General features: G+C 62.6%; 25 protein-coding genes and 2 tRNA genes. 10 read left to right on the top strand and 17 right to left on the bottom strand.

Annotation, left to right across the window (positions count from 1 at the left end):
- Window positions 1-24: 24 nt before the first annotated feature.
- Complete coding sequence (locus tag WDX12_RS20195; protein WP_434721749.1) at window positions 25-744, top strand: hypothetical protein; 720 nt, start codon at window positions 25-27, stop codon at window positions 742-744.
- On the opposite strand, the gene WDX12_RS20190 is transcribed toward WDX12_RS20195, so the two are convergent.
- The 8 genes from WDX12_RS20190 to WDX12_RS20155 all read right to left on the bottom strand — a co-directional run bounded on the left by WDX12_RS20190 (window position 722) and on the right by WDX12_RS20155 (window position 7,416).
- Window positions 722-2,155: an ABC transporter ATP-binding protein gene (locus tag WDX12_RS20190; RefSeq protein ID WP_434721748.1), complete on the bottom strand. Its 1,434-nt coding sequence runs from the start codon at window positions 2,153-2,155 to the stop codon at window positions 722-724. The two genes, WDX12_RS20195 and WDX12_RS20190, sit on opposite strands and share 23 nt — an antisense overlap.
- On the bottom strand, window positions 2,145-2,936 hold the full coding sequence (locus WDX12_RS20185) for an ABC transporter permease (RefSeq protein ID WP_434721747.1): 792 nt from the start codon (window positions 2,934-2,936) through the stop codon (window positions 2,145-2,147). Before WDX12_RS20185 ends, WDX12_RS20190 begins: the two co-directional genes overlap by 11 nt.
- 28 nt (window positions 2,937-2,964) lie before the next feature.
- Window positions 2,965-3,852, bottom strand: coding sequence for a dTDP-4-dehydrorhamnose reductase (gene rfbD, locus WDX12_RS20180; protein WP_434721746.1), 888 nt, complete (start codon window positions 3,850-3,852; stop codon window positions 2,965-2,967).
- A complete protein-coding gene (rfbB, locus tag WDX12_RS20175; protein ID WP_434721745.1) occupies window positions 3,849-5,003 on the bottom strand; it encodes a dTDP-glucose 4,6-dehydratase in 1,155 nt (384 codons plus the stop codon). The genes rfbD and rfbB overlap by 4 nt, the downstream gene beginning before the upstream one ends.
- Window positions 5,004-5,017: 14 nt before the next feature.
- Window positions 5,018-5,572, bottom strand: a complete 555-nt coding sequence (rfbC, locus tag WDX12_RS20170; protein WP_434721744.1) for a dTDP-4-dehydrorhamnose 3,5-epimerase — start codon at window positions 5,570-5,572, stop codon at window positions 5,018-5,020.
- Window positions 5,565-6,455 (bottom strand): glucose-1-phosphate thymidylyltransferase RfbA, encoded by an 891-nt coding sequence (rfbA, locus tag WDX12_RS20165; protein ID WP_320294819.1) that lies wholly within the window; start codon window positions 6,453-6,455, stop codon window positions 5,565-5,567. The genes rfbC and rfbA overlap by 8 nt, the downstream gene beginning before the upstream one ends.
- Before the next feature lie 222 nt (window positions 6,456-6,677).
- Entirely contained in the window at window positions 6,678-7,268 is a 591-nt protein-coding gene (locus WDX12_RS20160) for a biotin transporter BioY (protein WP_320294818.1), read from the bottom strand.
- Between the two features lie 22 nt (window positions 7,269-7,290).
- On the bottom strand, window positions 7,291-7,416 hold the full coding sequence (locus tag WDX12_RS20155) for a hypothetical protein (protein ID WP_434721743.1): 126 nt from the start codon (window positions 7,414-7,416) through the stop codon (window positions 7,291-7,293).
- Window positions 7,417-7,489: 73 nt separating this feature from the next.
- Between WDX12_RS20155 and WDX12_RS20150 the strand changes: the two genes are divergently transcribed.
- Entirely contained in the window at window positions 7,490-8,398 is a 909-nt protein-coding gene (locus WDX12_RS20150; protein ID WP_434721742.1) for an MBL fold metallo-hydrolase, read from the top strand.
- A gap of 3 nt (window positions 8,399-8,401) precedes the next feature.
- Here the strand turns inward: WDX12_RS20150 and WDX12_RS20145 are convergent, their stop codons facing one another.
- Both WDX12_RS20145 and WDX12_RS20140 read right to left on the bottom strand, forming a co-directional pair.
- Window positions 8,402-9,187: a DUF1499 domain-containing protein gene (locus WDX12_RS20145; protein ID WP_434721741.1), complete on the bottom strand. Its 786-nt coding sequence runs from the start codon at window positions 9,185-9,187 to the stop codon at window positions 8,402-8,404.
- 82 nt (window positions 9,188-9,269) lie between these two features.
- Window positions 9,270-10,898, bottom strand: coding sequence for a fatty-acid--CoA ligase (locus tag WDX12_RS20140; RefSeq protein ID WP_434721740.1), 1,629 nt, complete (start codon window positions 10,896-10,898; stop codon window positions 9,270-9,272).
- A 190-nt stretch (window positions 10,899-11,088) separates the two neighbouring features.
- Between WDX12_RS20140 and WDX12_RS20135 the strand changes: the two genes are divergently transcribed.
- Both WDX12_RS20135 and WDX12_RS20130 read left to right on the top strand, forming a co-directional pair.
- Window positions 11,089-11,445, top strand: coding sequence for a hypothetical protein (locus WDX12_RS20135; RefSeq protein ID WP_320294813.1), 357 nt, complete (start codon window positions 11,089-11,091; stop codon window positions 11,443-11,445).
- A 115-nt stretch (window positions 11,446-11,560) separates the two neighbouring features.
- Window positions 11,561-11,950, top strand: a complete 390-nt coding sequence (locus WDX12_RS20130) for a DUF427 domain-containing protein (RefSeq protein WP_434721739.1) — start codon at window positions 11,561-11,563, stop codon at window positions 11,948-11,950.
- 259 nt (window positions 11,951-12,209) lie between these two features.
- On the opposite strand, the gene WDX12_RS20125 is transcribed toward WDX12_RS20130, so the two are convergent.
- The 3 genes from WDX12_RS20125 to ppdK all read right to left on the bottom strand — a co-directional run bounded on the left by WDX12_RS20125 (window position 12,210) and on the right by ppdK (window position 17,380).
- Entirely contained in the window at window positions 12,210-12,950 is a 741-nt protein-coding gene (locus WDX12_RS20125) for a polysaccharide deacetylase family protein (protein ID WP_434721738.1), read from the bottom strand.
- Window positions 12,951-13,070: 120 nt separating this feature from the next.
- Complete coding sequence (locus tag WDX12_RS20120; RefSeq protein ID WP_434721737.1) at window positions 13,071-14,168, bottom strand: glycosyltransferase family 9 protein; 1,098 nt, start codon at window positions 14,166-14,168, stop codon at window positions 13,071-13,073.
- A gap of 524 nt (window positions 14,169-14,692) precedes the next feature.
- Window positions 14,693-17,380 (bottom strand): pyruvate, phosphate dikinase, encoded by a 2,688-nt coding sequence (gene ppdK / locus WDX12_RS20115; RefSeq protein WP_434721736.1) that lies wholly within the window; start codon window positions 17,378-17,380, stop codon window positions 14,693-14,695.
- A gap of 218 nt (window positions 17,381-17,598) precedes the next feature.
- On the opposite strand from ppdK, the gene WDX12_RS20110 reads away from it, so the two are divergent.
- The 5 genes from WDX12_RS20110 to WDX12_RS20090 all read left to right on the top strand — a co-directional run bounded on the left by WDX12_RS20110 (window position 17,599) and on the right by WDX12_RS20090 (window position 21,797).
- The gene (locus tag WDX12_RS20110) at window positions 17,599-17,943 is read left to right on the top strand and encodes a VOC family protein (protein ID WP_320294808.1); all 345 of its coding nucleotides are present in this window, start codon (window positions 17,599-17,601) and stop codon (window positions 17,941-17,943) included.
- A gap of 101 nt (window positions 17,944-18,044) precedes the next feature.
- Window positions 18,045-19,469, top strand: coding sequence for a phosphomannomutase (locus WDX12_RS20105; RefSeq protein WP_434721735.1), 1,425 nt, complete (start codon window positions 18,045-18,047; stop codon window positions 19,467-19,469).
- Window positions 19,470-19,565: 96 nt separating this feature from the next.
- Window positions 19,566-20,546 carry a GDP-mannose 4,6-dehydratase gene (gene gmd / locus WDX12_RS20100; protein WP_434721734.1) on the top strand — a complete coding sequence of 327 codons (981 nt, stop codon included), beginning with the start codon at window positions 19,566-19,568 and terminating at the stop codon, window positions 20,544-20,546.
- The gene (locus WDX12_RS20095) at window positions 20,543-21,526 is read left to right on the top strand and encodes an NAD-dependent epimerase/dehydratase family protein (RefSeq protein ID WP_434721733.1); all 984 of its coding nucleotides are present in this window, start codon (window positions 20,543-20,545) and stop codon (window positions 21,524-21,526) included. The genes gmd and WDX12_RS20095 overlap by 4 nt, the downstream gene beginning before the upstream one ends.
- Window positions 21,527-21,722: 196 nt before the next feature.
- Window positions 21,723-21,797: transfer RNA gene (locus WDX12_RS20090), tRNA-Gln, on the top strand.
- Between the two features lie 25 nt (window positions 21,798-21,822).
- On the opposite strand, the gene WDX12_RS20085 is transcribed toward WDX12_RS20090, so the two are convergent.
- Window positions 21,823-22,770 carry an acetamidase/formamidase family protein gene (locus WDX12_RS20085; protein WP_434721732.1) on the bottom strand — a complete coding sequence of 316 codons (948 nt, stop codon included), beginning with the start codon at window positions 22,768-22,770 and terminating at the stop codon, window positions 21,823-21,825.
- Between the two features lie 119 nt (window positions 22,771-22,889).
- Between WDX12_RS20085 and WDX12_RS20080 the strand changes: the two genes are divergently transcribed.
- A tRNA-Gln gene (locus WDX12_RS20080) sits at window positions 22,890-22,963 on the top strand.
- A gap of 53 nt (window positions 22,964-23,016) precedes the next feature.
- On the opposite strand, the gene WDX12_RS20075 is transcribed toward WDX12_RS20080, so the two are convergent.
- Genes WDX12_RS20075 through WDX12_RS20065 form a run of 3 tightly spaced genes read right to left on the bottom strand, consistent with a single transcriptional unit; the run spans window position 23,017 to window position 25,783 of the window.
- The gene (locus tag WDX12_RS20075) at window positions 23,017-23,817 is read right to left on the bottom strand and encodes an ABC transporter permease (protein ID WP_434721731.1); all 801 of its coding nucleotides are present in this window, start codon (window positions 23,815-23,817) and stop codon (window positions 23,017-23,019) included.
- Window positions 23,814-24,686, bottom strand: coding sequence for an ABC transporter permease (locus WDX12_RS20070; protein ID WP_434721730.1), 873 nt, complete (start codon window positions 24,684-24,686; stop codon window positions 23,814-23,816). The genes WDX12_RS20075 and WDX12_RS20070 overlap by 4 nt, the downstream gene beginning before the upstream one ends.
- Window positions 24,683-25,783, bottom strand: a complete 1,101-nt coding sequence (locus tag WDX12_RS20065; RefSeq protein ID WP_434721729.1) for an ABC transporter ATP-binding protein — start codon at window positions 25,781-25,783, stop codon at window positions 24,683-24,685. The genes WDX12_RS20070 and WDX12_RS20065 overlap by 4 nt, the downstream gene beginning before the upstream one ends.
- Between the last annotated feature and the right edge of the window lie 46 nt (window positions 25,784-25,829).

Below are 25,829 nucleotides of genomic sequence, written 5' to 3'. Positions count from 1 at the left end.
ATTGTCGAGATCCATGACAGACTATTGACCGATATCGGGCTCACTTGGCATTCCAACCAGGAACGGGACATCCGGCGACTCACTTATTCTCAGTTGCAGGCCTACAAAGCAGGACTGTGGTACGAATTTTCTCGCAATTTCGGCGAGAGCTATTTTGCCGTAATGAAGGACCCTCGCCTTTCGAGCTTACTGCCTATCTGGCGAATGATTTTTCGCGATCAGGGAGTGTGGGCTGCTGCCGTATTGGTTTATCGACCTCTCGCAGAGGTTGAATCCTCGTTCCAGCGTGCATTCACACGCTATGCCTACAAGGCCTTGGAAGTGTGGCTCCGGTACACACTTGATGCGGAACTATTTTCGCGGAGGCTACCAAGATCGATCATACGCTATCACGCCGCAATGGCTGACTGGAGATGCGTGCCTCAAAAAGTAGCGATTGATACGGGGATAGAGTTTCACACCGCCATCAAGGATCGTACACATATCCTGGAGACGATCCCGCGGCGCGAATTGAGACATTTCGATCAGCCTCGATCATCGCCCGCCGATGAAGGCCCCTTGTATTCGTTGGCCGCGCGCCTCGAAGCGCTGATGGGAGCTGCGGCCGAAGGGCAACTCGACATTGCCGCCATGGACGCCATACGGACGGAATTCAACGAATTGGTCAAACTGGGGAGCGGTGAGGCTTCGAACGAACCAGGCCGTCAACACCCAGTTTTTCTCAATCAACAAACTCGTGATTAAATACAATTCCAAGATCTACGATACCGGTTTCTTCTAAGTCCGGAACTGGGGCGATTCGAAATGCTATGCCATCTAAAATACGATGCGCAAAATTACTTCCATGCGATGACCTTCCCATTACTCCAGCATTTAGAAAGTAGACATCAGGCAGCAATGACGCACTAAACTCTAGCGTAACTTTTATTTTTGTACCCTTTTCTACCCTTTTAATTACAGGCCTACCACGAACGCCTTTACCAATACCCGCAACTCCGAGACCGGTTCTTGTATTTATAAGCATACCAAATCCAACATTATGGATTACTTCGTCAAATTCAACTGTGTATTGATAAAAATACCTTTTTCCAAAAGCAAGTACATTGACTTGGTCTCCAGCCGAGTTAACTATTTTAAGTTGATCTATTTTAGCTCCCTGACTCTCATATTCAACCTTGGCCGGCGAGGCGAGGGACGGGTCAAACCAGCTATCGTCATTAAGATTGTTCTTATTTCTCGGATCGAAATCGAAAACGTTATCTTTGTTGTCAAGAGCGATCTTTCTGCTCCGCCCGTCGAGATGGCGAAGGTTTGCATTATCTTTCTGCCTGATTTGTTCTCGGACGCTTTGAGCCTCATCTCCAACGAGGTTCATCAGCCTCTGATATTGACTTATGACATTTTTCGGCTGCCCTTCGAGTATCTTTTCACCCCCATCGACCAATACCGCCCGAGTGCACAATTGCACGATGGTCTGAGCTGCATGGCTAACGAATAGAATAGTACCGCCTTTGTCCTTGATGTCTTCGATCCGGGCAAAACATTTGCGCTGGAACGCCTCGTCCCCCACAGAAAGCGCCTCGTCCACCACCAGAATATCCGGGTCGACGTTGATAGCGGTGGCGAAGGCCAACCGCACATACATGCCAGATGAATACGTCTTAACCGGCTGATTGAGAAAAGGGCCGATATCAGCAAAACGAGCAATGTCATCGAAGCGCCATTCCATTTCCTTGCGCGGCACGCCGAGGATCGAAGCGTTGAGGAAAACATTTTCGCGGCCAGTGAATTCTGGATTGAACCCAGCGCCGAGTTCAAGCAGAGCGGCGATGCGGCCGTTGACTTCGACCGAACCGCTCGTTGGCTGCAACGTGCCACAAATGATCTGCAGGAGTGTCGACTTGCCAGAGCCGTTGCGGCCGATGATGCCAACCGTTTCACCGCGGCCGATTTCGAACGAAACACCGGATAATGCCGCGAAATCACGAAAATACCGCCGCGGCGGTCTGCCAATCAGCCGCTCCAATCGGGGCACCACCATTTGCTTGAAGCGATCTTCTGGCCGCTCGAACATGACATAGTGCTTCGAAACGTCACGCACACGAATGACAATATCTGGATTGCGGCTCACAGCCTCAGACTTGTCAGAGGACATCGGCAAAGCCTCTGCGGGTCTTCTGGAAAAATTGATAGCCGAGAAACGCTATCACGATCGCCACCAGGGAATAATTGCCGAGCGCCGCCCAGTCCGGCTGTACGCCGAAAATGACCACGTTGCGAAAACCTTCGACGGGAACCGCGATAGGATTTAGCGAAAGCCAAGGCTGCAGCCAGGTCGGCAATGCCGTTCTCTGGAAAAACACCGGCGACAGGAACACCGTTGCAGTCACAAGCGGCGTCACGATCTGATTCATATCGCGGAAATAGACGCCGATCGATGCCAGTAGCCAAGCAATTCCGAGTACCAGAAGGAGCAGTGGCGTGAAGACCACAGGGGCCCAGGCTAATGTAGCTGGGATCGACCCAAACACCGCGTATGCAAAAACAAGCAACACTAGCAGGCTAACGGCAGCATGAAACAGAGCGGCCCCTGCCGAAACTATCGGCAAGACATGGATTGGAAAAACGATCTTTTTTACATAGTTAGCATTGGCTACAATCAGTCCGGGCGCTTGAGAAACCACTTCCGCGAAAAACTGAAAGACGATCAATCCGCAGAACAGAATAATCGCGAACTCACCAGTCGAATGTGTTGCGCTCTCGTGGCCAGGAATCGTCCAGCGCGATTTCATCACCACGCCGAAAACGAAGGTATAGACGGCCAACATAAATAGAGGATTGATCAACGTCCACAGAAGCCCGAGCACGGAGCCGCGATAGCGGCCCGCAATTTCTCGCCCGATAAGCAGAAAGACTAGCTCCCTCTCGCCCGTCATAGTTCGCCGGCAGTGTACTCATGTTTGGTCATGCGCCCTCACCCAGCCGCCGAACCACGCTTTCCACCGATACCCGCCACCCCGGCGCCTTCCACCCAAACACGCCCTCAAACTTCGCGCTCGACAGCCGCGAATTTTGCGGGCGCCTGGCCTTGGTCGGATAGTCCGCCGTCGCGATGTCGCGCACGCTCGCGTGCGGGCCACCAAACGCCCGGCTTGTGTCGAGGATGTGACGGGCAAAGCCGCTCCAGTTGGTCTCGCCGCCGCCCGCCAGGTGATAGACGCCGAAGGCGGCGAAATTCCTGTCGGCTTGCAGTCTGGCGGCCGCATGCAGGATCGCCTCGGCGATGTCGAGCGCCGATGTCGGGTTTCCCCACTGATCGGCAACGACCGAAATCTCGTCTCGGCTGGCGGCAAGCCGCAGCATCGTCTTGACGAAGTTGTTGCCGAAGGGGCTGTAGACCCAGGCCGTGCGCAGGATGAGATGGCGCGGGTTGGCGGCCGCTACCGCCTCTTCGCCGGCGAGCTTGGAAGCGCCGTAGACGCCGAGCGGCGCGGTCGGGTCGGTCTCGACATAGGCGCCATCCTTGGTGCCGTCGAAGACATAGTCGGTCGACAAATGGATGACCGGAACGCCGAGCCTTGCCGCCGCTTCGGCCACCTTGCCGGCTCCGGTTGCGTTGACGGCGAAGGCCAGCTCCTTCTCGTCTTCGGCCTGGTCGACGGCGGTGTAGGCGGCGGCGGAAACGACGATGTCGGGCCTTGCCGCTTCAAGTGCCGCGAACACCGTGTCGGGCCGCGCCAGGTCGAGCTCCGGCCGGCCGACGGCGACAACTTCGAGGCCATTGCTGCCCCGCGCCGTCTCGACCAGGCTTGCGGCAACCTGGCCCTCGCGTCCGGTGACGGCAAGCCTCACGTGGCCACCTTCCTGCTCTCGGCCTTGCTTCCGGTCGGGCTGCTTTCGCTCTTTGCGTTTTCGATCGGGGCGCTTGCGGCCGGGCGCTTTTCGGCCGTAGCCCGGCCCAGCCGTTCGCCGTCATAGCGCTGCTCGCGGATCGGGCCCCACCACCATTTGTTGTCGAGATACCAGTCGACGGTCCTGGCCAGGCCGCTGTCGAAATTCTCGCGCGGCGCCCAGCCGAGGTCGCGCGCGATCTTGGCGGCGTCGATCGCGTAGCGCCGGTCATGGCCGGGGCGGTCGGTGACGAAGGTGATCAGATCGCGGTAGCTTTTGCCGCCTGCGCGCGGCCGCTTCAGATCGAGCAGGCCGCAGATCGTCTCGACGACGCCGAGATTGGTGCGCTCGGAATTGCCGCCGACATTGTAGCTCTCGCCCGGCTGTCCCTTGGTGGCCACCAGTTCAAGGGCTCGCGCGTGATCCTCGACGAACAGCCAGTCGCGCACATTGGCGCCGGCGCCGTAGACGGGCAGCGGCTTCTCGTCGAGCGCGTTGAGGATGACCAGCGGGATCAGCTTTTCCGGGAAATGGTAGGGCCCGTAATTGTTCGAGCAGTTGGACAGCACCACCGGCAGGCCGTAGGTCTCGTGCCAGGCCCGCACCAGATGGTCGGACGCCGCCTTCGACGCCGAATAGGGCGAGGACGGCGCGTAAGGCGTCTCCTCGACGAACATGCCGCCGTCGAAAGGCAGGTCGCCGAACACCTCGTCGGTCGAGACATGATGGAAGCGGAAGCCGGACTTGCGCTCGTCGGACAGCCCGCGCCAGTATTCCAGCGCCGCATTCAGAATGCGGTAGGTGCCGACGATGTTGGTCTCGATGAAGGCGCCGGGGCCGTCGATCGAGCGGTCGACATGGCTCTCGGCGGCAAGGTTCATGACGATGTCGATGTCGTCGCGGCGCAATATCTCCAGCACCGCGCGCTCGTCGCAGATGTCGGCCTGCTCGAAACGATAGTTGTGCGCGTTCTCGATCGGCCTGAGCGAAGCGAGGTTGCCGGCATAGGTGAGCTTGTCGAGATTGGTGACGCGGTAGGCCGGATTGGCGCACAGATGCCGGCACACGGCCGAGCCGATGAAGCCAGCGCCACCGGTGACCAGAAAATTCATGCCGCCGTCCCTCCTCACGCGAAGACCTCCGCCGCGCCGAGCAGAGGCGCCTTGCGATCCTTGTCCGAAAGCTGGAACCCGCCGGCAATTGCCGGCCATTCGATGCCGATCGCGGGGTCATCGAAACGGATCGACCGGTCATGCTCGGGCGAATAGGTGTCGGTCACCTTGTAGAGCACCTCGGTATCCGGCACGAGCGTGACGAAGCCGTGCGCGAAGCCTTGCGGCACCAGGATCTGGTTGCCCTTCTCGGCCGATATCTCCAGCGCCTCCCATTTGCCGAAGGTCGGCGAGGTGCTGCGGATGTCGACCGCGACATCGAGCAGGCTGCCCCGGATGACGCGCAGCAGCTTGGCTTGCGCGCGCGGCGGCAATTGGTAATGCAGGCCGCGCAGCACGCCGGCCGCGGCGGAATAGGAATGATTGTCCTGAACGAAGACGAGATCGATGCCGGCCTCCGCGAAGCGCTCGGCATTCCAGGTCTCGCTGAAAAAACCGCGCGCATCGCCATGCCGCTTCGGCACGATCTCCAGCAGGCCGTCCAGGCCGAGCGGCCTGACCTCAAGCACCGCGTTCCTCCATCAGATCGGCCACCCGCCGGCGCAGATAGGCTGCATATTCGTTCTTGCCCAACCGCGCGGCGCGCTCCAGCACCTTGTCGGCGCTGATCCAGTCCTGTTCCAGCGCAATCTCCTCAGGGCACGCGATCTTGATGCCCTGGCGATGCTCGATCGTGCGCACGAAAGACGATGCCTCGAGCAAGCTGTCATGCGTGCCGGTGTCCAGCCAGGCATAGCCGCGGCCGAGGCGGTGAACATGCAACTCGCCACGCTCGAGATAGACATTGTTGACCGCGGTGATCTCAAGCTCGCCGCGCGCCGAAGGGCGGATCGTCGAGGCGATGTCGACCACATCGTTGTCGTAGAAATAGAGACCGGTCACGGCCCAGTTCGACTTCGGCTTTTGCGGCTTCTCCTCGATCGTCAGAGCCTTGCCGGTAACCTTGTCGAAGGAGACCACGCCGTAACGCTCGGGATCATCGACATAGTAGGCGAAGACCGAGGCGCCGCCATCGCGCGTCGCAGCCTCGCGGCAGAGCTGCGGCAGGCCGCCGCCGAAATAGATGTTGTCGCCGAGGATCATCGACACGCTGTCCTTGCCGATGAAGTCACGGCCGATGATGAAGGCTTCGGCGAGGCCGTTGGGCTGCGGCTGCTCGGCATAGGACAATTCCAGCCCGAATTCGGAACCGTCGCCCAGCAAAGCCTGGAAGACCGGCAAGTCGCGCGGAGTTGAAATGACCAGAATCTGGCGAATTCCCGCGAGCATCAGAACGCTCAGCGGGTAATAGATCATCGGCTTGTCGTAGATCGGCAGTATCTGCTTAGAAACCGCTAATGTAAGCGGATAAAGGCGTGTTCCGCTGCCACCCGCAAGGATAATTCCTTTCAACAAGCTCTCCTTGAACTACCGCGGCCCCCGCCTCGACGCCAAGTTGCCCGTGCTTAGGTTTCGGGCGCTGGCTTGTCAATGTCGGCTTTGACTGCTTCCCGACGCTGGTTCACCACTTTCTATCATCCGGCATGCGCTGGTTTCGAGCGAAATCCGACCGCGCCATGAAAAAGGGCCGGCGGGCGCCTGTCGCCCGCCGGCCCCTTTTCTCGTCGATCGTTCTCAGCCGCGCTTGAGCAATGCCCACACGGCCGGCACCAGGCTGGCGGCCAGAGCCACCTTGATCAGGTCGCCGACGATGAAAGGCAGGACGCCGAACTGCCAGGACTTTTCCGGCCCGATGAGGATCGCCAGCCAGGCAAAACCCATCGCCATCATCACGACCTCCGCCGTCAGCATGGCGCCGAACAGCTTGAACGGATTGCGGTCCCAGCCGCGATCGGCCGCCCAGCCGGCGATCGCCGCCATGACCACGAAGCCGGCGAGATAGCCGCCCGTCGAGCCCAGCATGTAAACGATGCCGATGCCCTTTTCCGGCGTGCCCTGGAAGACCGGCAAGCCGAAAGCGCCTTCGGCGAGGTAGAGAAGGAGCGTCGCCACAGCCAGCCGCAGGCCGAACGCCGAGGCGATCAACAGCACGGCGAGCGTCTGCAGCGAAAGGTCGACCGGGCCGAGCACCACTTTGGTCTTGGCCGAAAGCGTGAGCAGCAGGGTTCCGGCGAGCGCCAGGAAGAGCTGCGTCGCGAGCCGGGCAGCGCCCCGATCCGGCAGGGTGAGAGAAACAAGCGGGCGCATCGTGGTTGCAGTTGCCATGGTCTTCCCCGTTCTGGCTAATTCACTGGGTGGCTGATTTGCCGGCTTTAAAGCGCATCGCGCAAGAGCGGATTGAGGCGATGCGCTTCAAAAATTTGTCTTGATGCATGCCGTTCTCCCAAAACCGCTGCGCAGTTTTGGGCGACATGCATTGATTTTCCTATATTGGCTTCCGTATCGGGCGGCAATCACTTTGCCGCATTGCAGCGGAGCTAGCCGGCATGGCCCTTGAATTCGACACCAGCTTCGATCCCGCCTATGGCCGGGCGGTTGCGGTTGCGCCGGACGTGCTGCGCATCACCGCCAGAAATCCGAGCCCTTTCACCTTCCACGGCACCAACAGCTATCTCGTCGGCCGCGACACGCTGGCGGTGATCGACCCGGGCCCGGAAGACGACGCCCATATCGAAACGCTGCTCAAGGCGATCGGCGACCGGCCGGTCAGCCACATCTTCGTCAGCCACACCCATCGCGACCATTCGCCGCTCGCGGCGCGATTGAAGGAGCTGACCGGCGCGCCGACGCTTGCCGAAGGCCCGCACCGGCCGGCGCGGCCTTTGCGCATCGGCGAGGTCAATCCGCTCGACGCCAGCGCCGACCTCGGCTTCGCTCCCGATGTCGTGCTGGCCGACGATGCGCTGACCCAGGGCGACGGCTGGGCAATCCGAACCGTGCTGACGCCCGGTCACACCGCCAACCACGCCGTGTTTGCCCTCGAAGGAGCCGGAACCCTGTTTTCAGCCGACCATGTCATGGCGTGGTCGACCTCGATCGTTGCGCCGCCGGACGGCGCCATGGCCGACTATATGAGCTCCCTCGACAAGCTCTTGGCGCGCGACGATCGCTTGCTGTTGCCGGGCCATGGCGGACCTGTTACCGCGCCGCAAAGGTTCATGCGCGGTCTCAAGACACATCGCAAGATGCGCGAAAGGGCGATCCTGGAACGCATCCGCGCCGGAGACCGGACGATCGCGGAAATGGTCGCGGCGATCTATCGCGACACAGACCCGCGGCTGCATGGCGCGGCCGGCCTTTCGGTGCTTGCCCATATCGAGGATCTGGTCGCGCGCGGCTTGATCATCACGGACGGCGATCCGGCCATAGACGGCGTTTTCGCGCCCGCTGCGTAGGCTCTATTCGGCTGGCGCCGCTCCGACTTGCCCGGCGACCTCCTGGTCGAGCTCGCCAAGGAAATCCGTGATGCGGGCGGCATTGTCGCCGAGGTCGTAGCGGCCGTAGCGCGAGGCCGAGCGCATGTCGACGATGACCTGCTCGCCGTCGTCGGTGACGCGGATGGCGACGTCGGCCGGCAGTCCGAGCACGAAGCCCTTGGCCAGCGCATTGATCGTCGCCTCGCTCTGACCGTTGATGTCGGGATAAGGCGCCGTCAGCTGCCAATCGCGGCGGTCGAGCACGGTTTCGACAGCGTCGACGATGGTTTCGAAAGGCAGGTTGTAGCTGCGCCCGCTGACCAGCGGATAGGCATCGGCCTGCAGGCTCTGTTCGCCCGGCGTCGGCGGCGACAGCTCGTTCATGTCGCCGGTGCGATCGCTGGTGTCCAACACCGGCGGATCGTCGAGATCGGTCGAGATGTCGCGCAGCGGCGGATAGATCGTCGCCCAGTAGACGGCGACGCCGTAGGGCGCCAGCACCAGAAGCGCCAGCAGCGCGCCGATCGAGAGATCGCGGCCGCCGCGATCGCCGAAACTCCAGACCCTGGACAAACCGAGACCGGCCAGCAACAGGGCAAGCGCCGCCAGCAGCGCCACGAGCGCCAGCACCCACAGGAAAGGCGGCGTCTCGACGAGACCCAGCCTGTAAGCGGCAATGACGGTGAGCAAAAGGACGAGGGAAAATGCCCCGATCCGCCGCGACCAGCCGGCCGCGCTTGACGTCTGCCGTTCAGGAATAGATGCCATTCTTTGCCGTGTCGTCCCAACCCGGGCCGAGAGTTAGCGGTTTTTGGCGCCGGCTTGAAGCCGAAAGATCGAACATTTTTCGTCAATCCGTCGGCAGGCGGTAATCCTTGAACTGGTCGCGCAGCGTGGTCTTCTGGATCTTGCCGGTGGCGGTATGGGGAATTTCGCCGACGAAGGCGACGTCGTCGGGCATCCACCACTTCGCCACCTTGCCGCTCATGAAGGTGAGGATGTCGCCCTTGCTCGGCTGCCTGCCGGGCTTGCTCACGACGACGAGCAAGGGCCGCTCACCCCATTTCGAATGCGGGATGCCGATGGCCGCCGCCTCAGCCACGTCCGGATGGCCGACAGCGAGATTCTCGAGATCGATGGTCGATATCCATTCGCCGCCCGATTTGATGACGTCCTTGGCGCGATCGGTGATCTGCATGTAGCCGCTGGCGTCGATATGGGCGACATCGCCGGTGTCGAACCAGCCATCGGCATCGAACTGCTCGGCGCCGGCGCCGCCATAATAGGCGCGCGCCACCGCGGGGCCCCGCACCTTGAGATGTCCGAAGGTCTTGCCGTCCCAGGGCAGCGCGTTGTCGTCGTCGTCGGTCACTTTCATTTCGACGCCGAAGGGCGGAAAACCCTGCTTACCCTGGACATCGAGCCGCGCCTCGCCGGTCAGCGTCTCATATTGCGGCTTCAGGGTGCAGAGCGTGCCCAGCGGCGACATTTCGGTCATGCCCCAGGCATGCACCACCTGCACATCGTAATTTTCCTGGAACTTCGCGGTGATGGCGCGCGGACAGGACGCCCCGCCGATGACGACCTTCTTCAGGTAGGGCAGCTTCTTGCCGGTCTCCTCCAGATATTGCAGCAGCATCATCCACACGGTCGGCACGGCGGCGCTGAACGTCACCTTTTCGGTGTCGAGCAATTCGTAGATCGAAGCGCCGTCCATCCTGCAGCCGGGCATCACCAGCTTGGCGCCGATCATCGGCCCGCTCTGGCCGAGACCCCAGGCATTGGCGTGGAACATCGGTACGACAGGCAGGATCACATCCCGGGTGGATATGCCCATGGCGTCAGGCATGGCGGCCATCATGGCGTGGAGAACATTGGAGCGGTGGCTGTAGAGCACGCCCTTCGGGTCGCCCGTCGTGCCCGAGGTGTAGCACATGCCGGCTGCGGTGTTCTCGTCGAAGGTCTTCCAGGCGAAGGCGCCGTCGGCCTCGGCCAGCCATTCTTCATAGGCGACGGCATTTGCCAGCGAGGTTTGCGGCATATGCGCCCGGTCGGTCAGCACGATCACCTTTCTCAGCGACCGGACCGCACCGGCGATCTTTTCCAGGAGCGGCACGAAGGTCAAATCGACGAAGATCGCCTTGTCCTCGGCATTGTTCATGATCCAGGCGATCTGCTCGGGAAACAGCCTCGGGTTGAGCGTATGATAGATCGCGCCGATGCCCATGATGCCGTACCAGGCCTCGATATGGCGAGCCGTGTTCCAGGCAAGGGTCGCGATGCGGTCGCCAAGCCTGAAGCCGTCACGATCCAGCCGCTGCGCGACCTTGAGCGCCCGGTGATGGATTTCGGCAAAGGTGGTGCGCACGATCGGGCCTTCGATCGAACGCGACACGACCTCCCGGCTGCCGTGCTGGCGTTCGGCATGGTCGATCAGCTTGTGGCAAAGCAGCGGCCATTCCTGCATCAATCCGAGCATCTGTTCCTCCCCTTCGCGCATTCGCGTCGTTTGTTTCACGCATTGTGGAACGAACCGGCGGTTTGTCCAGCCGCCATAAGTCGAAGCCCGTGGATGGATCGAAGAACCGGAAAAACCGCCATAATCCGGCCATCGTCGCCGTTAAGTTTCATTAACGGGCTGGGTGAGATTGGCGAATGGAGTGGTTCGCATGGACGCGCAGCTCGACGATAAAGCCCTCGAAAGCACGCTTGCCGAAAGTCTGGACGATCTGACGCCGGACACCAAAATTGTTTCCGATGATGAATTTGCCGAAGTCGTCGGCGGCGCGCTGGAGGCCGTCGGCGGAACGTTACTGTTCAAGATGCGCGTCGAAAACGGCGCCGAGGGCGAGCATGTCGCCGCGGCCTGCATCGGCAATGCCGACAATCGTCAGTTCCTGCTGCTCACGCTGCCGGCCAGCGGAGGCGCGCTGAAGGTCGAGACCGCGGCGAGGAGCACCAATCCGGTGGCGGGCATTGCCGCCGCCTATGCCGGCCTCATGGATGCCTTCAAGACGGCCGCCTGACGCCGACTCGCCCGGGGCGACAGACGTTCAATGAATGGTGATGGCGCCTTGCGCGGCGCAAGCTTGCACGAGGCGGGTGCTCGACACATGTAAGTCTCCCCCAAGGAGACCATTCATGGACAAGCTTGCCAATCCAGCCCCCGGCTTTCAACGCAATCCCGAAAAGGTGATCACGGTCGAATCTTATCGCGGCACCGTCACTGTCCGCGCTGGCGACAGGATCATCGCCACATCGACTGCGGCAAAGATTCTCTCGGAGCCACCTTACCCGGCCGTTTTCTACATCCCGTTCGACGATATCGATTTCGGCAAGCTCGCCCCGACCGACCATTCGACACATTGCCCATACAAAGGCGATGCCAGCTACTGGAGCGTCCAGCCGGCCGGCGAAGCCGGCAAGAATGCGATGTGGGCTTATGAGCATCCGTTCGACGAAATGGTCGAGATCCGCAATCACGGCGCGTTCTACACGAACAAGGTGACGGTCGAAGCCACGCCCGGTTGAGCGACAGGCTGGATTATCACAGACGTTTGAGATCGGCCGAAACGCCTTTCCGTCGTCATTCTATGGCGAAGCAAGGAGCGAAGCGACGCGGCGAAGACCATAGAATCCATTCCGTGACTTCGAAGCCACGCCATGGTCCGGAATTCTGCTCCGCTGCGCCCTATGATTAAGGTAACGGAACGGATTCCAGGGTCTTCGCGACGGAGCTGCGCTCCTGCTCCGCCCTGGAATGACGAGGCTACGACCCTCGCACCGCCCCTCAGTCCGTCGTGCCGTCATTGCCTACGGCATCGTCGAGGCGCACGAAGGTCATGCCCTTCTGCTTCAAGGCGAGCAGCCCCTGGACCACGCCCTCGCCGGCCGCATGGGTCGGCTGGTTGATGTGGGCGATGATGACGTCGCCGTCCTTGGCGGCGCCGATGCGGCGCGCCGTTTCCTTCGCGCCGAGCAGCGAGCCGCCGTCGCCGTTGACCGAGAAGCCGGCGACCTTGAAGCCCAGCTTGCGGATCATGGCGATCGCCGAGGGGCTGTATTCGGCGGTTGCGCCGCGAAACCATTTCGGCGCCGGCCCGCCTGCGCCGGCCAGGGCGGCAGCGCCGGATTCAACTTCGGCCTGCACGGCGTCCGGGCTGCCGGCGCTGCGGATGCCATAGATCTTCTGCGGCGTATCGACCGCCGGAATGTGGCGGCCGCCGTGGTTTTCCAGTTCGAACAGATCGGGATGCGCCCGCATGATCTCGACGGCTTCGGCATTGCGCTTCAGCCAGATGCCGGTGACGAAGATCGTCGCCGGTATCCTGTTGTCGACGAGCGCCGAGAGTATCCTCGTGTCGGTCTTTCCGCCGCAGGCATCGAGCGTCAGGGCGACGCGCCCGCCGCCGCCCTCGACGCCCTGCGGCTTCACATGAAGCTTCGGTTCGAGCAAGGCAGTGGCATTGGCTGCCGACGCGGTGAACACCGACAGCGCCATCGCGCAAAGAGAGTTTCGAAACACGCGCATTCCTTATTTCAAGTCCTTCATATCGAACGTTTTGCCACATGAAAACCGCGCCCAAAGGCGACCGGCATCAAGGCGAAAATCAGGATGCCCAACCCGCAAGCGCGGAATTTTCCCGCAATATCAAACCGTGCTGTTGAGGGCCACCGCTGTCCGCGACAGAAGCTCGCGCACGGCATCGACGACCGAGGCCACTTCGACGCGCCAGACGCAGCATGCCTTGCTCGGATCGGTCCGGTGACACAGGTCGCCGCCCACGCAGTCGCAAGGCATGGATGGTCGCATCGAAATGCTGGGCGCACCGACCGGCCCCCACCGGATCGGGTTGGTCAGACCAAACAGACCGACCACCGGCGTGCCGGTTGCCGCCGCCATATGCATCGGGCCGCTTTCGTTGCCGAGAAACAGCCGTGCCTCCTGGAGCAGCGCCAGCAACGTTTCCAGCGATAGTGCCCCTACCAGATTGACGACCGGCGTGCTGACCATGGCCATGATCTGATCGTTCGCCTCGGCCTCATCGGGACCGCCAACCAGAACGACGGAGAGACCGGTTTCGGTCGATATCGTGTCGATGGCCGCGGCGAAGCGCTCGGGCAGCCACCGGCGCCCCGGGAAGCTTGCACCGGCATGCACCACCATGAAGGCCTTGCGCCGAAGACCGGAGTTGTCCAGCAAGGCCAGGGCCCGCGCCGTTTCCAGCGGCAGCGGCTGGATTGAGGGAGCCTTCACCCGCAGATCCACGCCAAGCGCCTCCAGCGGCGAAAGATAGCGATAGAGAAAATGCCTCTCGCCGTAACCGAACGGCTTTGCCTGGACATTGATGGATTGGCGCTCGAAACGACGCAATGGGTGTTCCGACGGATAGTAGCCGACCCGGGTCTTCGCATTAACGACCATGGCGATGAAATGCGACGTTCTTGAATCGGTCAGGTCGATGGTCATATCGAAGCCGAACCGGCGTAGATTGCGGATTACTCGCCAGAGTTCCAGGCCGCGCTGCAATATAGTGCCGCGCGCACTGCCACGCCTGAAAGTAACGGTCTCGGACGCGATCCCGTGTGCGGTCAGGAAGCTTCCGAAACGGGCCTCGCAAAGGAAGACAACCCTGGCGCCGGGATATGCGATCTGGAGATTCTTCGCCAGCGCGGAGGCAAGAATGAGATCGCCGATGTACTTCGTTTGCAGGATCAGGATCGAGCGGACGGGGCCAACCGGCAACATCCTTGACCGGGCTCCGGACGGATCGGACTCCAGGGAGCTGGGCTGGGACATCGACATGCGGGACCATCACGCGTATTTCAAGGTGATCTCATATACAGGACGATCAGGCCCTGGGCCACAACGACTCTTGCGAGCCACCAAGAGCCTCGAGGCGGCCGACGGGCGGCAGCTCGCGTTCCCGCCCGAGCGGCGAACCGCGCGCCAATAAATTCAGTGTCGGAATGTGCCTTGAAACGGTGTCGAGATTCAGGGCCGTCACACGCACGTTCGCGTGACATTGCATACAAAATCGTAAGGTACCCGAATGTCCTTAAAGCGCGCCGCGCCGAAACGGATTCAGGCGGTGCGCTTCAAGTCTTTGTTTTGACGCGTGTCCCAGAACCGCTGCGCACTTCTGGGCGACATGCTCTTTGTTTTGATGCATTTCGTTGTCCCAGAACCGCTGCGCACTTCTGGGCGACATGGTCTTTGCCTCGATACATGTCGTTGTCCCAGAACCGCTGCGCACTTCTGGGCGACATGCATTAGGAACCGCGTATTGCAGCGCTCTTCGCCGCCGCCACGGCAGCCTGCGCGGCGGCCAGCCTGGCGATCGGCACCCGGTAGGGCGAGCACGACACGTAATCGAGGCCGACCTCCTCGCAGAAACGGATCGAGGCCGGATCGCCGCCATGCTCGCCGCAGATGCCGAGCTTGATGCCGGGCCGCGTCGCCCTGCCTTTTTCTGCCGCGATCCGCACCAGCTCGCCGACGCCGTCGATGTCGAGCGACACGAACGGATCCTGCTCGATGATGCCCTTCTGCCGGTATGTTTCGAGGAAGGACGCGGCATCATCGCGAGAGATACCAAAAGTCGTCTGCGTGAGATCATTGGTGCCGAAGGAGAAGAATTCGGCCGCTTCGGCAATGACATGGGCGCGGATCGCTGCGCGCGGCAGTTCGATCATCGTACCGGTCAGGTAGTCGATCTTGGTGCCGGTCTCCTGCATGACGCTCTGCGCGACGGCATCGATGCGCGCCTTGACATATTCCAGCTCCTTCACGAGGCCGACCAGCGGCACCATGATTTCCGGCACCACCAGCGCTCCGGCCTTGTGGCCGGCCTCGACCGCCGCCTCGAAGATGGCGCGTGCCTGCATCTCGGCGATCTCCGGATAGGAGACGGCGAGCCGGCAGCCGCGATGGCCGAGCATCGGGTTGAATTCGTGCAGCGCATCGGTGCGCTGCCTCAGCTTGTCGGCCGACACGTTCATGGCCGAGGCGACCTCGGCGAGCTCGGCCTCGGTCTTCGGCAGGAACTCGTGCAGCGGCGGGTCGAGCAGGCGGATCGTCACCGGCAGGCCGGCCATGATCTCGAACAGTTCGAGGAAGTCCGAGCGCTGCATGGGCAGCAGCTTGTCCAGCGCCGCTCGCCTGTCCTTCTCGGTGTCGGCGAGGATCATCTCGCGCATGGCGACGATGCGGGCGCCATCGAAGAACATATGCTCGGTGCGGCACAGCCCGATGCCCTCGGCGCCGAAGGAGCGCGCCATGCGCGCGTCGAGCGGCGTTTCGGCATTGGTGCGCACCTTCATGCGACGCGCGGCGTCCGCCCATTCCATGATGGCGGCGAAATCGCCCGACAGCTCCGGCTGCAGCATGGCTACAGCGCCTTTCAGCACCTGGCCGTTGCCGCCGTCGATGGTGATGGTGTCGCCCTTGCGGAAGGTCTGGCCCATCGAGAGCAGCGTGCCGGCCTTGTAGTCGACGCGCAGCGAGCCGGCGCCCGACACGCAGGGCTTGCCCATGCCGCGCGCCACCACCGCGGCATGACTGGTCATGCCGCCGCGCGTGGTGAGGATGCCTTCGGCGGCATGCATGCCGTGGATGTCTTCGGGGCTGGTCTCGATGCGCACCAGGATGACTTTACGCCCTTGCGCCCTGGCGTCCTCGGCATCGGCGGACGAAAAGACGATCTCGCCGGTGGCCGCACCCGGCGACGCCGGCAGGCCCATGCCGATGACATCGCGCGCAGCCTTCGGGTCGATGGTCGGATGGAGCAGTTGGTCGAGCGAGGCCGGATCGATGCGGGCGACGGCCTCCTCCTTGGTGATCAGCCCGTCCTTCGCCATGTCCACGGCGATCTTCAGCGCCGCCTTGGCGGTGCGCTTTCCCGAGCGGGTCTGCAGCATCCACAATTTACCGCGCTCGATGGTGAATTCGAGGTCCTGCATGTCGCGGTAGTGCTTTTCCAAGCGGTCGGAGATGTCGACGAAAGCCTGGAAGGCGTCGGGCATGAGCTTCTGCAGCGACGGCTTGTCGGAACCGGCGGCGATGCGCGCCGCCTCGGTGATGTTCTGCGGCGTGCGAATGCCGGCCACCACGTCCTCGCCCTGGGCGTTGACCAGGAACTCGCCGTAAAGCTGCCTGTCGCCGGTCGAGGGATTGCGGGTGAAGGCGACGCCGGTCGCGGATGTCTCGCCCATATTGCCGAACACCATGGCCTGGACGTTGACGGCCGTGCCCCAACTTTCCGGGATGTCGTGCAGGCGCCGATAGGTGATGGCGCGGTTGTTCATCCAGCTCGAGAATACGGCGCCGATCGCGCCCCACAGCTGCTCCCGCGGATCCTGGGGGAAAGGCTTGCCGAGCTCTTCCTCGACCTTGGCCTTGTAGAGCGAAATCACGCTCTGCCATTCCTGGGCCGAAAGCCCGGTGTCGAGCTCGTGGCCGAGGCTCGCCTTCTGGTCCTCGAGGATTTCCTCGAACACCTCGTGGTCGAGGCCCATCACGACGTCGGAATACATCTGGATGAAGCGGCGGTAGCTGTCGTAGGCAAAACGCGCATCGCCAGAATCGGCGGCCAAGGCCTCGACCGTCTCGTCGTTGAGGCCGAGATTGAGCACCGTGTCCATCATGCCGGGCATGGAGGCGCGGGCACCGGAGCGCACGGAGACCAGGAGCAGCTTCGACGGATCGCCGAAACGGCGGCCGGTGATGCGGCCGATATGATCGAGGGCGGAGACGACATCCGCCTCGAGCCCGGCGGGATAGGTGCGGCCGTTGGCGTAATAGGCGTTACAGACTTCGGTGGTGATGGTGAAACCGGGCGGCACCGGCAGCCCGAGGCTGCACATCTCGGCCAGATTGGCACCCTTGCCGCCGAGAAGATTGCGGTCACCGGCGCGGCCTTCGGCGGCACCGTCGCCGAAGGTGTAAACCCACTTGGTCATGCTAGCCCTCCAGTTCGTGGAAGATAGAACACCCCGGACGATGGCCCGGTTCCCCGCCTTCCCCGACCCGAGCGATAGGATGCTGCAGTGCGAAAGGCAAGGCACTGGCCTGATCGTCGCCGAAACTACAATCGATTAAGCAAAAGCTGCGTCAAAAAGACTTGCCGGAGGGGTCCGGCGCGATATAGAACATAACAGGAACATATTGGAGTAGCGTGATGAAACTCAACGGAAAACTCGACTATCTCGAACTGCCGGCGACGGGCGGCACGCTGGACAGCGTCAAGTCCTTCTACAGCGCCGCTTTTTCATGGTCGTTCACCGACTACGGCCCGACCTATGCCGCCTTTGCCGAAGGGCTCGACGGCGGCTTCCAGACAGACGCCGGCGAAGCCCCGGCCAAGCCACTGCCCGTGCTCTATTCCGAAAACCTTGAGGAAACGCTGGACGCGGTCGAGAATGCCGGCGGCGTCATCGTCAAGCCGATCTTTTCCTTCCCAGGCGGCAGGCGGTTCCACTTCACCGATCCGGCCGGCAACGAACTGGCCGTTTGGGGACATTAGGGAAGACGCGGATTTCGAGTTGTTTTTTGCTGTTGACAGCCGGGGGGCAGCCGGGCTCATTCCAATGAGCGGCGGCAATCTTCCAACAGCAAAGCAGACTGATGAAATTCGGCTCAAGCGGCGTTCGGGGTTTGGCTAGCGAATTGGTTGGAAGGCCAAGCGGACTTTATACCGAGGGTTTCGCCCGGCGCTTGCGGTCGACTGGATTTCAGCAGGGCAAGGTCTTCGTCGGGCGTGACCTGCGCGACAGCAGCCAAGCGATTGCGGAAGACTGCATGGCGGCGCTGGCCGCAAGCGGCTTCCAGCCGGTCGATTGCGGCCCCATCCCAACGCCCGCGCTTGCCTATTTTGCCCGCCTGCACGGCGCCGCGGCGCTGATGGTGACCGGATCGCACATTCCCGCCGACCGCAACGGCATCAAGTTCTATGGGCCGAAGGGCGAGATCGACAAAGCGGACGAGGCCGCGATCACGCAGGCGGTCGCCAAGTTGTCGGACCACTATCCCTGGCCGCCGGCCCATGCGGACTGGCAAAGCGGCCATGAACAGGCGCTCGCGGCCTTTCGAGACCGGGTTGGCGGCATTCTCGCCCCTGGCGCCCTTTCCGGCATGAGGCTCGGCGTCTACCAGCACAGCACCGTCGCGGGCGAGTTGCTGGTCGAGGTCCTGCGATCCTTTGGCGCCGATGTGATGCCGGTCGGGAAAACGGACGTTTTCGTGCCTGTCGACACGGAGGCCGTCGGCCTGGAAACGATGGCGAAGGTGAAGGACTGGGTGCGCGAATTCAAATTCGACGCCGTGCTTTCCGCCGACGCCGATGCCGACCGTCCTCTCGTCATCGACGACGAGGGCGAGCTGTTCCGCGGCGACCTGATCGGGCTGGCGACGGCGCTCTTCCTCAAGGCCGACATGGTGGTGACGCCCGTAACGTCCAATTCGGGCATTTCACACGCTTTCGGCTTCGAAGTGGTGAGAACGAAGGTTGGATCGCCCTTCGTCATAGCGGGCATGGAGGCCGCGCAATCGACCGGCGGCATCGTCGTCGGTTTCGAAGCCAATGGCGGGGTTCTCCTGGGCTCGGACTGCCTGGTGAACGGCAGGACCTTGTCGGCGCTGCCGACGCGGGATTCGTTCTTGCCCATCCTGGCGGTTCTGGGCACGGCGGGATCGACGGGCAAATCGCTTTCGGGCCTGCGCAAAACCTGGAACCTTCCGGTCTGCGCCAGCGAACGGCTCCAGAATTTCCCTGTCGAGGCATCGCGCGGCTTGATGCGCAAGCTCGCCGACCGCGATGCGTTGCGGCAATTCCTTGCCCCCTTCGGCACCGTCGCGGATGTCGATGAGACCGACGGTCTCAGGGCACGGATGACCAGCGGCGAGATCATCCATCTGAGGCCTTCCGGCAACGCCCCGGAATTTCGTTGCTATGCCGAGGCCGCCAGCGCCGACAAGGCGACCGAAATTGTGGCAATGGCGCTGGAACGGGCGCGGGACACCACACTGGCGGATGAACCAGAGGCCGTGTAACGAAAGTGGCGCCGGCGGTTGCCGCAGGCCTGAAGCGCGGCTGGTTAATAACAAGGGGCTCGCGCACCCGCACTCGCTCGATCCCAGAAAGCATCCATGACAAGGACAGCATTGATAACCGGCATTACGGGGCAGGACGGCGCCTATCTGGCCCAACTCCTGCTTTCGAAGGGTTATAGCGTCCACGGACTGGCGCGACGGTCGAGCACGGCCGTCAACACCGCGCGGCTGAAATGGCTGGGCATCGAGAACGACGTGCGGATCGTGGACGGCGATCTCACGGACCTGTCGGGCCTGACCCGGACCATGCGCGACGTACGACCGGACGAGGTCTACAACCTTGCCGCTCAGTCTTTCGTCAAATCCTCATGGCAGCAGCCGATCCTGACGGGCAACGTCACCGGCATCGGCGTCACGAATGTTCTCGAGGCGCTGCGTCTCGAAATCCCCGAGGCGCGTTTCTATCAGGCTTCGTCTTCGGAGATGTACGGCCTTATCCAGGAGCCGGTGCAGTCTGAGACCACGCCTTTCCATCCCCGCTCCCCCTATGCGGTGGCGAAGGTCTACGGTCACTGGATCACCGTCAACTATCGCGAAAGCTTCGGCCTGCACGCTTCGAGCGGCATCCTGTTCAATCACGAATCGCCGCTTCGCGGCATCGAATTCGTGACACGCAAAGTCACCGACACCGTCGCGCGCATCAAGAAGGGCCTGGCAAGGGAACTGCGCCTGGGCAACATCGACGCCAGGCGCGACTGGGGCCACTCCAGAGACTATGTCCGCGCCATGTGGCTGATGCTGCAGCAGGACCAGCCCGACGACTATGTGGTCGCCACCGGCAGGACGACGACGGTGCGCGACATGTGCAGGATCGCGTTCGAGCATGTCGGGCTGAACATGGACGACCATCTCGTCATCGATCCCGACCTGTTCAGGCCGGCGGAAGTCGAAATCCTGCTCGGCAATCCGGCCAAGGCAAAGGCGAAGCTTGGATGGGAAGCGACGATCTCCCTGGAAGAGATGATCCGCGAAATGGTGGACGCAGATCTGGCGCGCCACTTCGCCGCCAGGCGTTGAAGGAAGCGGCCGGCATGCGCGTTTTGATAACCGGTGCCAACGGGTTCGTCGGCCCCTATGTGCGCGACGCGCTGCGCAGCGTTTGCGGCGATGGCGTTGCCGTTGCCGCGACCTCCAAAGATGGCGGTCCGCATCCCGCCTTCGGCCAGGTCGAAGAGCTGGACGTGACGGACCCGGCCGCCGTCCAGGATGCCATTGTCCGTCACCAGCCCAGCCATGTCATTCACCTGGCGGCGGTCGCGGCCCTGGGCGCCGCCCAGGCCGATCCCCGCAACACCTGGCGCATTCATGTGGGCGGCGCGCTCAACGTGGCCAATGCCATAATCGACATGGCTCCGGGCTGCTGGCTGGTTCATGTCGGGTCGGGCCTGGTCTATGGCGAGAGCGCCAAGACCGGGCGGCCGCTCGACGAAGGCACGCTTCTTGCTCCGATCGACGACTACGCCGTGACCAAGGCAGCGGCCGATCTCGCGCTCGGCGCGCTTTCACGCCAGGGGTTGAAGTGTGTCCGGATGCGCCCCTTCAACCATACCGGTCCGGGTCAGACCGAGGCATTTGCCGTGCCGGCTTTCGCCATGCAGATTGCACGGATCGAAGCAGGCCTGGCTCCGCCGGTCATCCGCGTCGGCAATCTCGATGCGCGGCGCGATTTCCTGGATGTGCGCGACATCGCCGATGCCTATGCCCGCGCGGTGCTGAACAGCCGCGACCTCGCCCCGAACACCATTTTCAATGTCGCATCCGGCGTGTCCTGGCGGATGGGAGACATCCTCGATCGGCTGCTGGCCTGGAGCAGCGTCAAGATAGCCACGGAGCAGGATCCCCTGCGGCTGCGACCGAGCGACCTGCCATGCATCGTCGGCGATGCGACCCGCGCCCGGACCCTGCTTGGCTGGGCGCCCGGGCATTCCTTCGAGGATACGCTCGCGGCCGTCCTGGAGGATTGCCGCGCGCGCGTGGCCCAGGTCCCGGAAGCCTGAGCTGACCTGCTCACGGCCGGCACAAGCGCGAAGCCGCGCGGCCGCGTGGGGCTTGCGATCCATCCCCGGCGATCGGGGCGACGAACCGGCCGGGAATGGCGGCCCTTATCGCTGCCGATTTTAGTTGATCTCCCGGCATTGAGCTTTGCCTCGCCTCGTCCTATAAGGCCGCGCGCAGCGGGCATGCCCCGCATGCTGGGGCGTCGCCAAGTGGTAAGGCATCGGTTTTTGGTACCGACATTCCCAGGTTCGAATCCTGGCGCCCCAGCCAACCGTCATCGAGCAAATCCGACCGGTCAACGACTTGATGGTGTTGTCCCGTCAGCCGATGGAGGCCGGTTCGAAAGCCATCGCTTTTCGACCAGGCAGACCATCGTATAGGCAGGGTCAAAAACGTTTCCGACGTGATAGCGGACAACCTGCCCCATCAGATGCGACGCGGCCGTCGCGGACAATCCATAGTCGCTGGTCAACCAGTTCAGCATATCCGTGGTTGCGTGCTGAAGAGCCTGGTCAAGCGGGCGTGCGTTGCCGACAGAGAAAATGTGCGTCTCGTTCTCACCGCGAGGCCATACCAGCCGCCTGCTTTTTTCCACAGTCAAGCGTAGCTCGACTTCAAAGCAGGTTTCGATCCCGGTTCCGACGATCTCACCATCGCCCTGCGCTGCATGACAATCGCCCGCGAAGAAGAGCGCACCCTCTACGGCAACGGGAAACCAGACGGTCGCGCCGGGCCGAAACCCACGGTAATCCATGTTGCCGCCGTTTTCCGCGCTGGTTGCGGTGGAGAAAGCCTGGCCCAACGAGGGCGCCACACCAAAGCAGCCGATCATCGGCTCGAGCGGCAAAACGAAGCTTTCAAGGCCTTTTGGCGGCTCCTGCAGCACCGCAGTTCGCGATTCCAGATCGATCCGCCAGGTGACTTTATCTCTTGCCGGCAGCCCGCGGGCAGCCTCCGGATCGACGACGTTCGCAGCCAGCGACGAGATCGTCCAGCCGGAAGGGCAGATCGGGTCCATGCGCAGAATGTCCACGCGCAGCGCGTCGCCCGGTTCAGCTCCGGTCACGAAGATCGGGCCGTTCATCGGGTTTGGACCATGAGCCAGTCGCGCACCGTTCTTGTCGAAGCCCTGTGCGTCGAGCGTTTCCGTGATCACGATATCGCCGGACGCGATTGTGAGCGCCGGCGCGATCGTACCGAGGACATTGTGCCAAGTGGAGTTGATCAGCTTGTGCGTTGCCATCAGATGGCAGTAACGAAGGCGTTGCCGCGCGGCAAGTGGGCGGATTGAGCTCCTGGTGCCAATGAGCTTTGCGCCGCCTCGTCCTATAAGGCCGCGCGCAGCGGGCATGCCCCGCCTGCTGGGGCGTCGCCAGTGGTAAGGCATCGGTTTTTGGTACCGACATTCCCAGGTTCGGTTCCTGGCGCCCCAGCCAGCCCCTCTCGCATGGCTTGCCCCGGCGTGATCCGGCGCAGGGTTGGCCTCGTTTCAGCTGCGCTGCGTGGCGACCTGCCTCGGAATGAGGAACCTTGCCGCAAGAGCGCAGAGCAGGACGGTAAACATCAGGATCAGCGCCACCAGCGCGTTGATATCCGGCGAGAAACCGAGTCGCATCATCGCCCACAGGCGCACCGGCAGCGTCGTCTGGGTGCCGGTGACCAAAATGGTGATCATGGTCTCGTCGAACGAAAGGGCGAAGGCCAGGATGGCGCCGCCGACCATCGCGCTCGACAGGTTGGGCAGGATGACGCGCCAGAAAGTCTGCCATTTGGTCGCGCCGAGGTCGTAGGAGGCCTCGACCAGCGTGCGGCTCATCGACTGCAAGCGCGTCAGCACCGTGCGGTAGACGATGGCGAGCACGAAGACCGTATGGCCTATGACGACCGTCAGCAGCGAGCGTTCGAGCCCGATCTCGCGGAAGAAGATCAACAGCGCCAGGCCACTGATGATGGGCGGCATCAGGAACGGCAGGAAGACGATGAACTGCAGCAACGAGCGGCCGGCGCCGCGGCCGTGATAATAGAGGGCTAGCAGCGTACCGCTGACCACCGCAAGCACGACCGTGCATAGCCCGACGACAAGCGTGGTGCGCAGGGCCGCGAGTATCTCGTGGTTCCCGGCCAGCGCGGCATAGGTCGAAACGGTCGGCGAGGACCAGTCGACCTCGCCACGCGCCACCGGAAAGAAGGACGACACGATCGGCACGAAGAGCGGGCTGTAGAGCAGCACCGCGACCAGCGTGGTGACAGCGGCGAGAAGTATCGTGGACAGGCGCGGCGCGACGATCAAAGCGAAGCCCCCCGATTGCGCCCGAACCGCTCGCCGGCAAGGATCGCGGCGATGACCACCATGGCCAGCGCCACCGAGAGGGCAGCGCCGAAGGGCCAGTTGAAGGCGGTACCGAATTGGCTGTAGAGGATGCGCCCGAAAGTGAAGCCACTGATCCCGCCGACCATCTGCGGCGTGAGGAAGTCGCCGATCGCCAGCACGAAGACGAAGCTCGCCGCCGAGGCGACACCAGGCAAGGAAAGTGGCAGGGTGATCCTCAGGAAAGTCTGCAGGCTGCTTGCGCCAAGGTCGTCGGATGCGCGCAGCAGCACCTGCGGTATGCGCTCCAGCGCCAGGAAGATCGGCAGGATCGCGAACGGGATCAAGAGCAGCGTGAGGGTAAGCAGGATTGCGTTCATGTTGAAGACGAAGAGCGTCGACGGCTCGGCGATGATGCCCAGTCCCACCAGCGCCTTGTTGAGAAAACCATTGAGGCCGAGGATGCTGCGGATCGCGTAGATCTTGATGACGTAGCTCATCAAGAGCGGCACCATCAGCAGCATCAGCAGCGCGTAGCGCCAGCGGCCGTGCAGCGTGGTCAGGAAATAGGCCGTCGGATAGGCGAGCAGGATCGAGATCGCCGCCACGGAAAGGCAAAGCATGATCGTGCGCCAGAACACCGGGAGGAAGACCGGGTCGGTGAAGAAGCGAGCATAGTTGGCAAGCGTCGGCGCATAGACGATCTGGCCTTGGTCCACGCTGAAGAAGCTGTAGACGAGGAAGATCGCCAGCGGCATCAGGACGAACACCACCGGCAGCGCAAAGGCAAGCGCGGTGACCAGCGGCGACCAGCGGATGGCGACGGGACGCGCCAGGCCTGCGCTTCTCATGCCAGCACCAGGTGGCCTTCATGCGGCGCGAAGAAAAGCGCCACGGTGTCGCCAACCCTCAGGGCGCTGCCGTCCACCCGGCTCGGGAAGCGCAACCTGAGGCGCTGCGCGGCATCGCCGCCAGCCGTAATGGTGGCTACCGTCGAGGAGCCTGCAAAGGCAAGATCGGCAATGGTGCCGGAAAGACGATTGTCGGCATCGCCGTCGCCGGCAATGTGCAGTGCTTCGGGGCGGAACGCGGCGAAGCCGCGGGCGCCGGTGGCCGCAGCCTTGAGATGCGGCTGGCCGACGACCGAACAGACGAGCCGGCCGAGCACCGTCTCGATCGCGCGGAATTCGCCCTGCGCCTCGCCGAGCGTCCCGGCCACGAGATTGTTCTCGCCGAAGAAACGCGCCACGAACTCGCAGTTCGGCTTGTAGTAGAGGTCATGCGGCGCGCCGAGTTGGCGGATGTGGCCGGCCTCCATCACGCAGATCCGGTCGGCCATGCCGATGGCCTCCTCCTGGTCGTGGGTCACGAACAGGAAGGTGGTCTTGACCTCGCGCTGGATCGACTTGAGGAATTCCTGCATCTGCCGGCGCAGTTCGAGGTCGAGCGCCGCGAGCGGTTCGTCGAGCAGGACAAGTCGCGGCTGACAGATCAGCGCACGCGCGAGTGCTACGCGCTGCCGCTGGCCGCCCGACAACTGGGCCGGAAAGCGTTCGGCGAAGCGCCCAAGCTGCACCAGCTCCAGTGCCTTGGCGACGCGTTCCGCGATCTCCGGGCGCGGCACGCGGCGAACCGACAGGCCGTAGCCGACGTTGCCGGCGACGGTAAGATGTGGGAACAGCGCGTAGTCCTGGAACACGGTGTTGAAGGGCCGCCGGTTGATCGGCATGCCGCTGATGTCGCGGCCGTCGAGCCGGATTTCGCCCGAGGTCAGCGGCTCGAGGCCGCCGATCAGCCTGAGCACCGTGGTCTTGCCCGAACCGGACGGCCCGAGCACGGTCAGGAATTCGCCATCGCGGATCGCGAGATCGATGTCGTGCAGCACGGGAACCGTGCCGTAGGATTTCGAGACGGAGCGCAGCGTGAGCAGGTCGCTGTTCAGGTTCATCACAAACTTCCAGAAATACGCTGTTGGCGGCCCGATGCCCGGACCG

Origin of the sequence: Mesorhizobium sp. RIZ17, assembly GCF_051127865.1 — a bacterium.
Classification (GTDB): domain Bacteria; phylum Pseudomonadota; class Alphaproteobacteria; order Rhizobiales; family Rhizobiaceae; genus Mesorhizobium; species Mesorhizobium humile.
The sequence above is the reverse complement of the archived record's forward strand: the minus strand, read 5'-3'. Positions and strand labels throughout refer to the sequence as shown.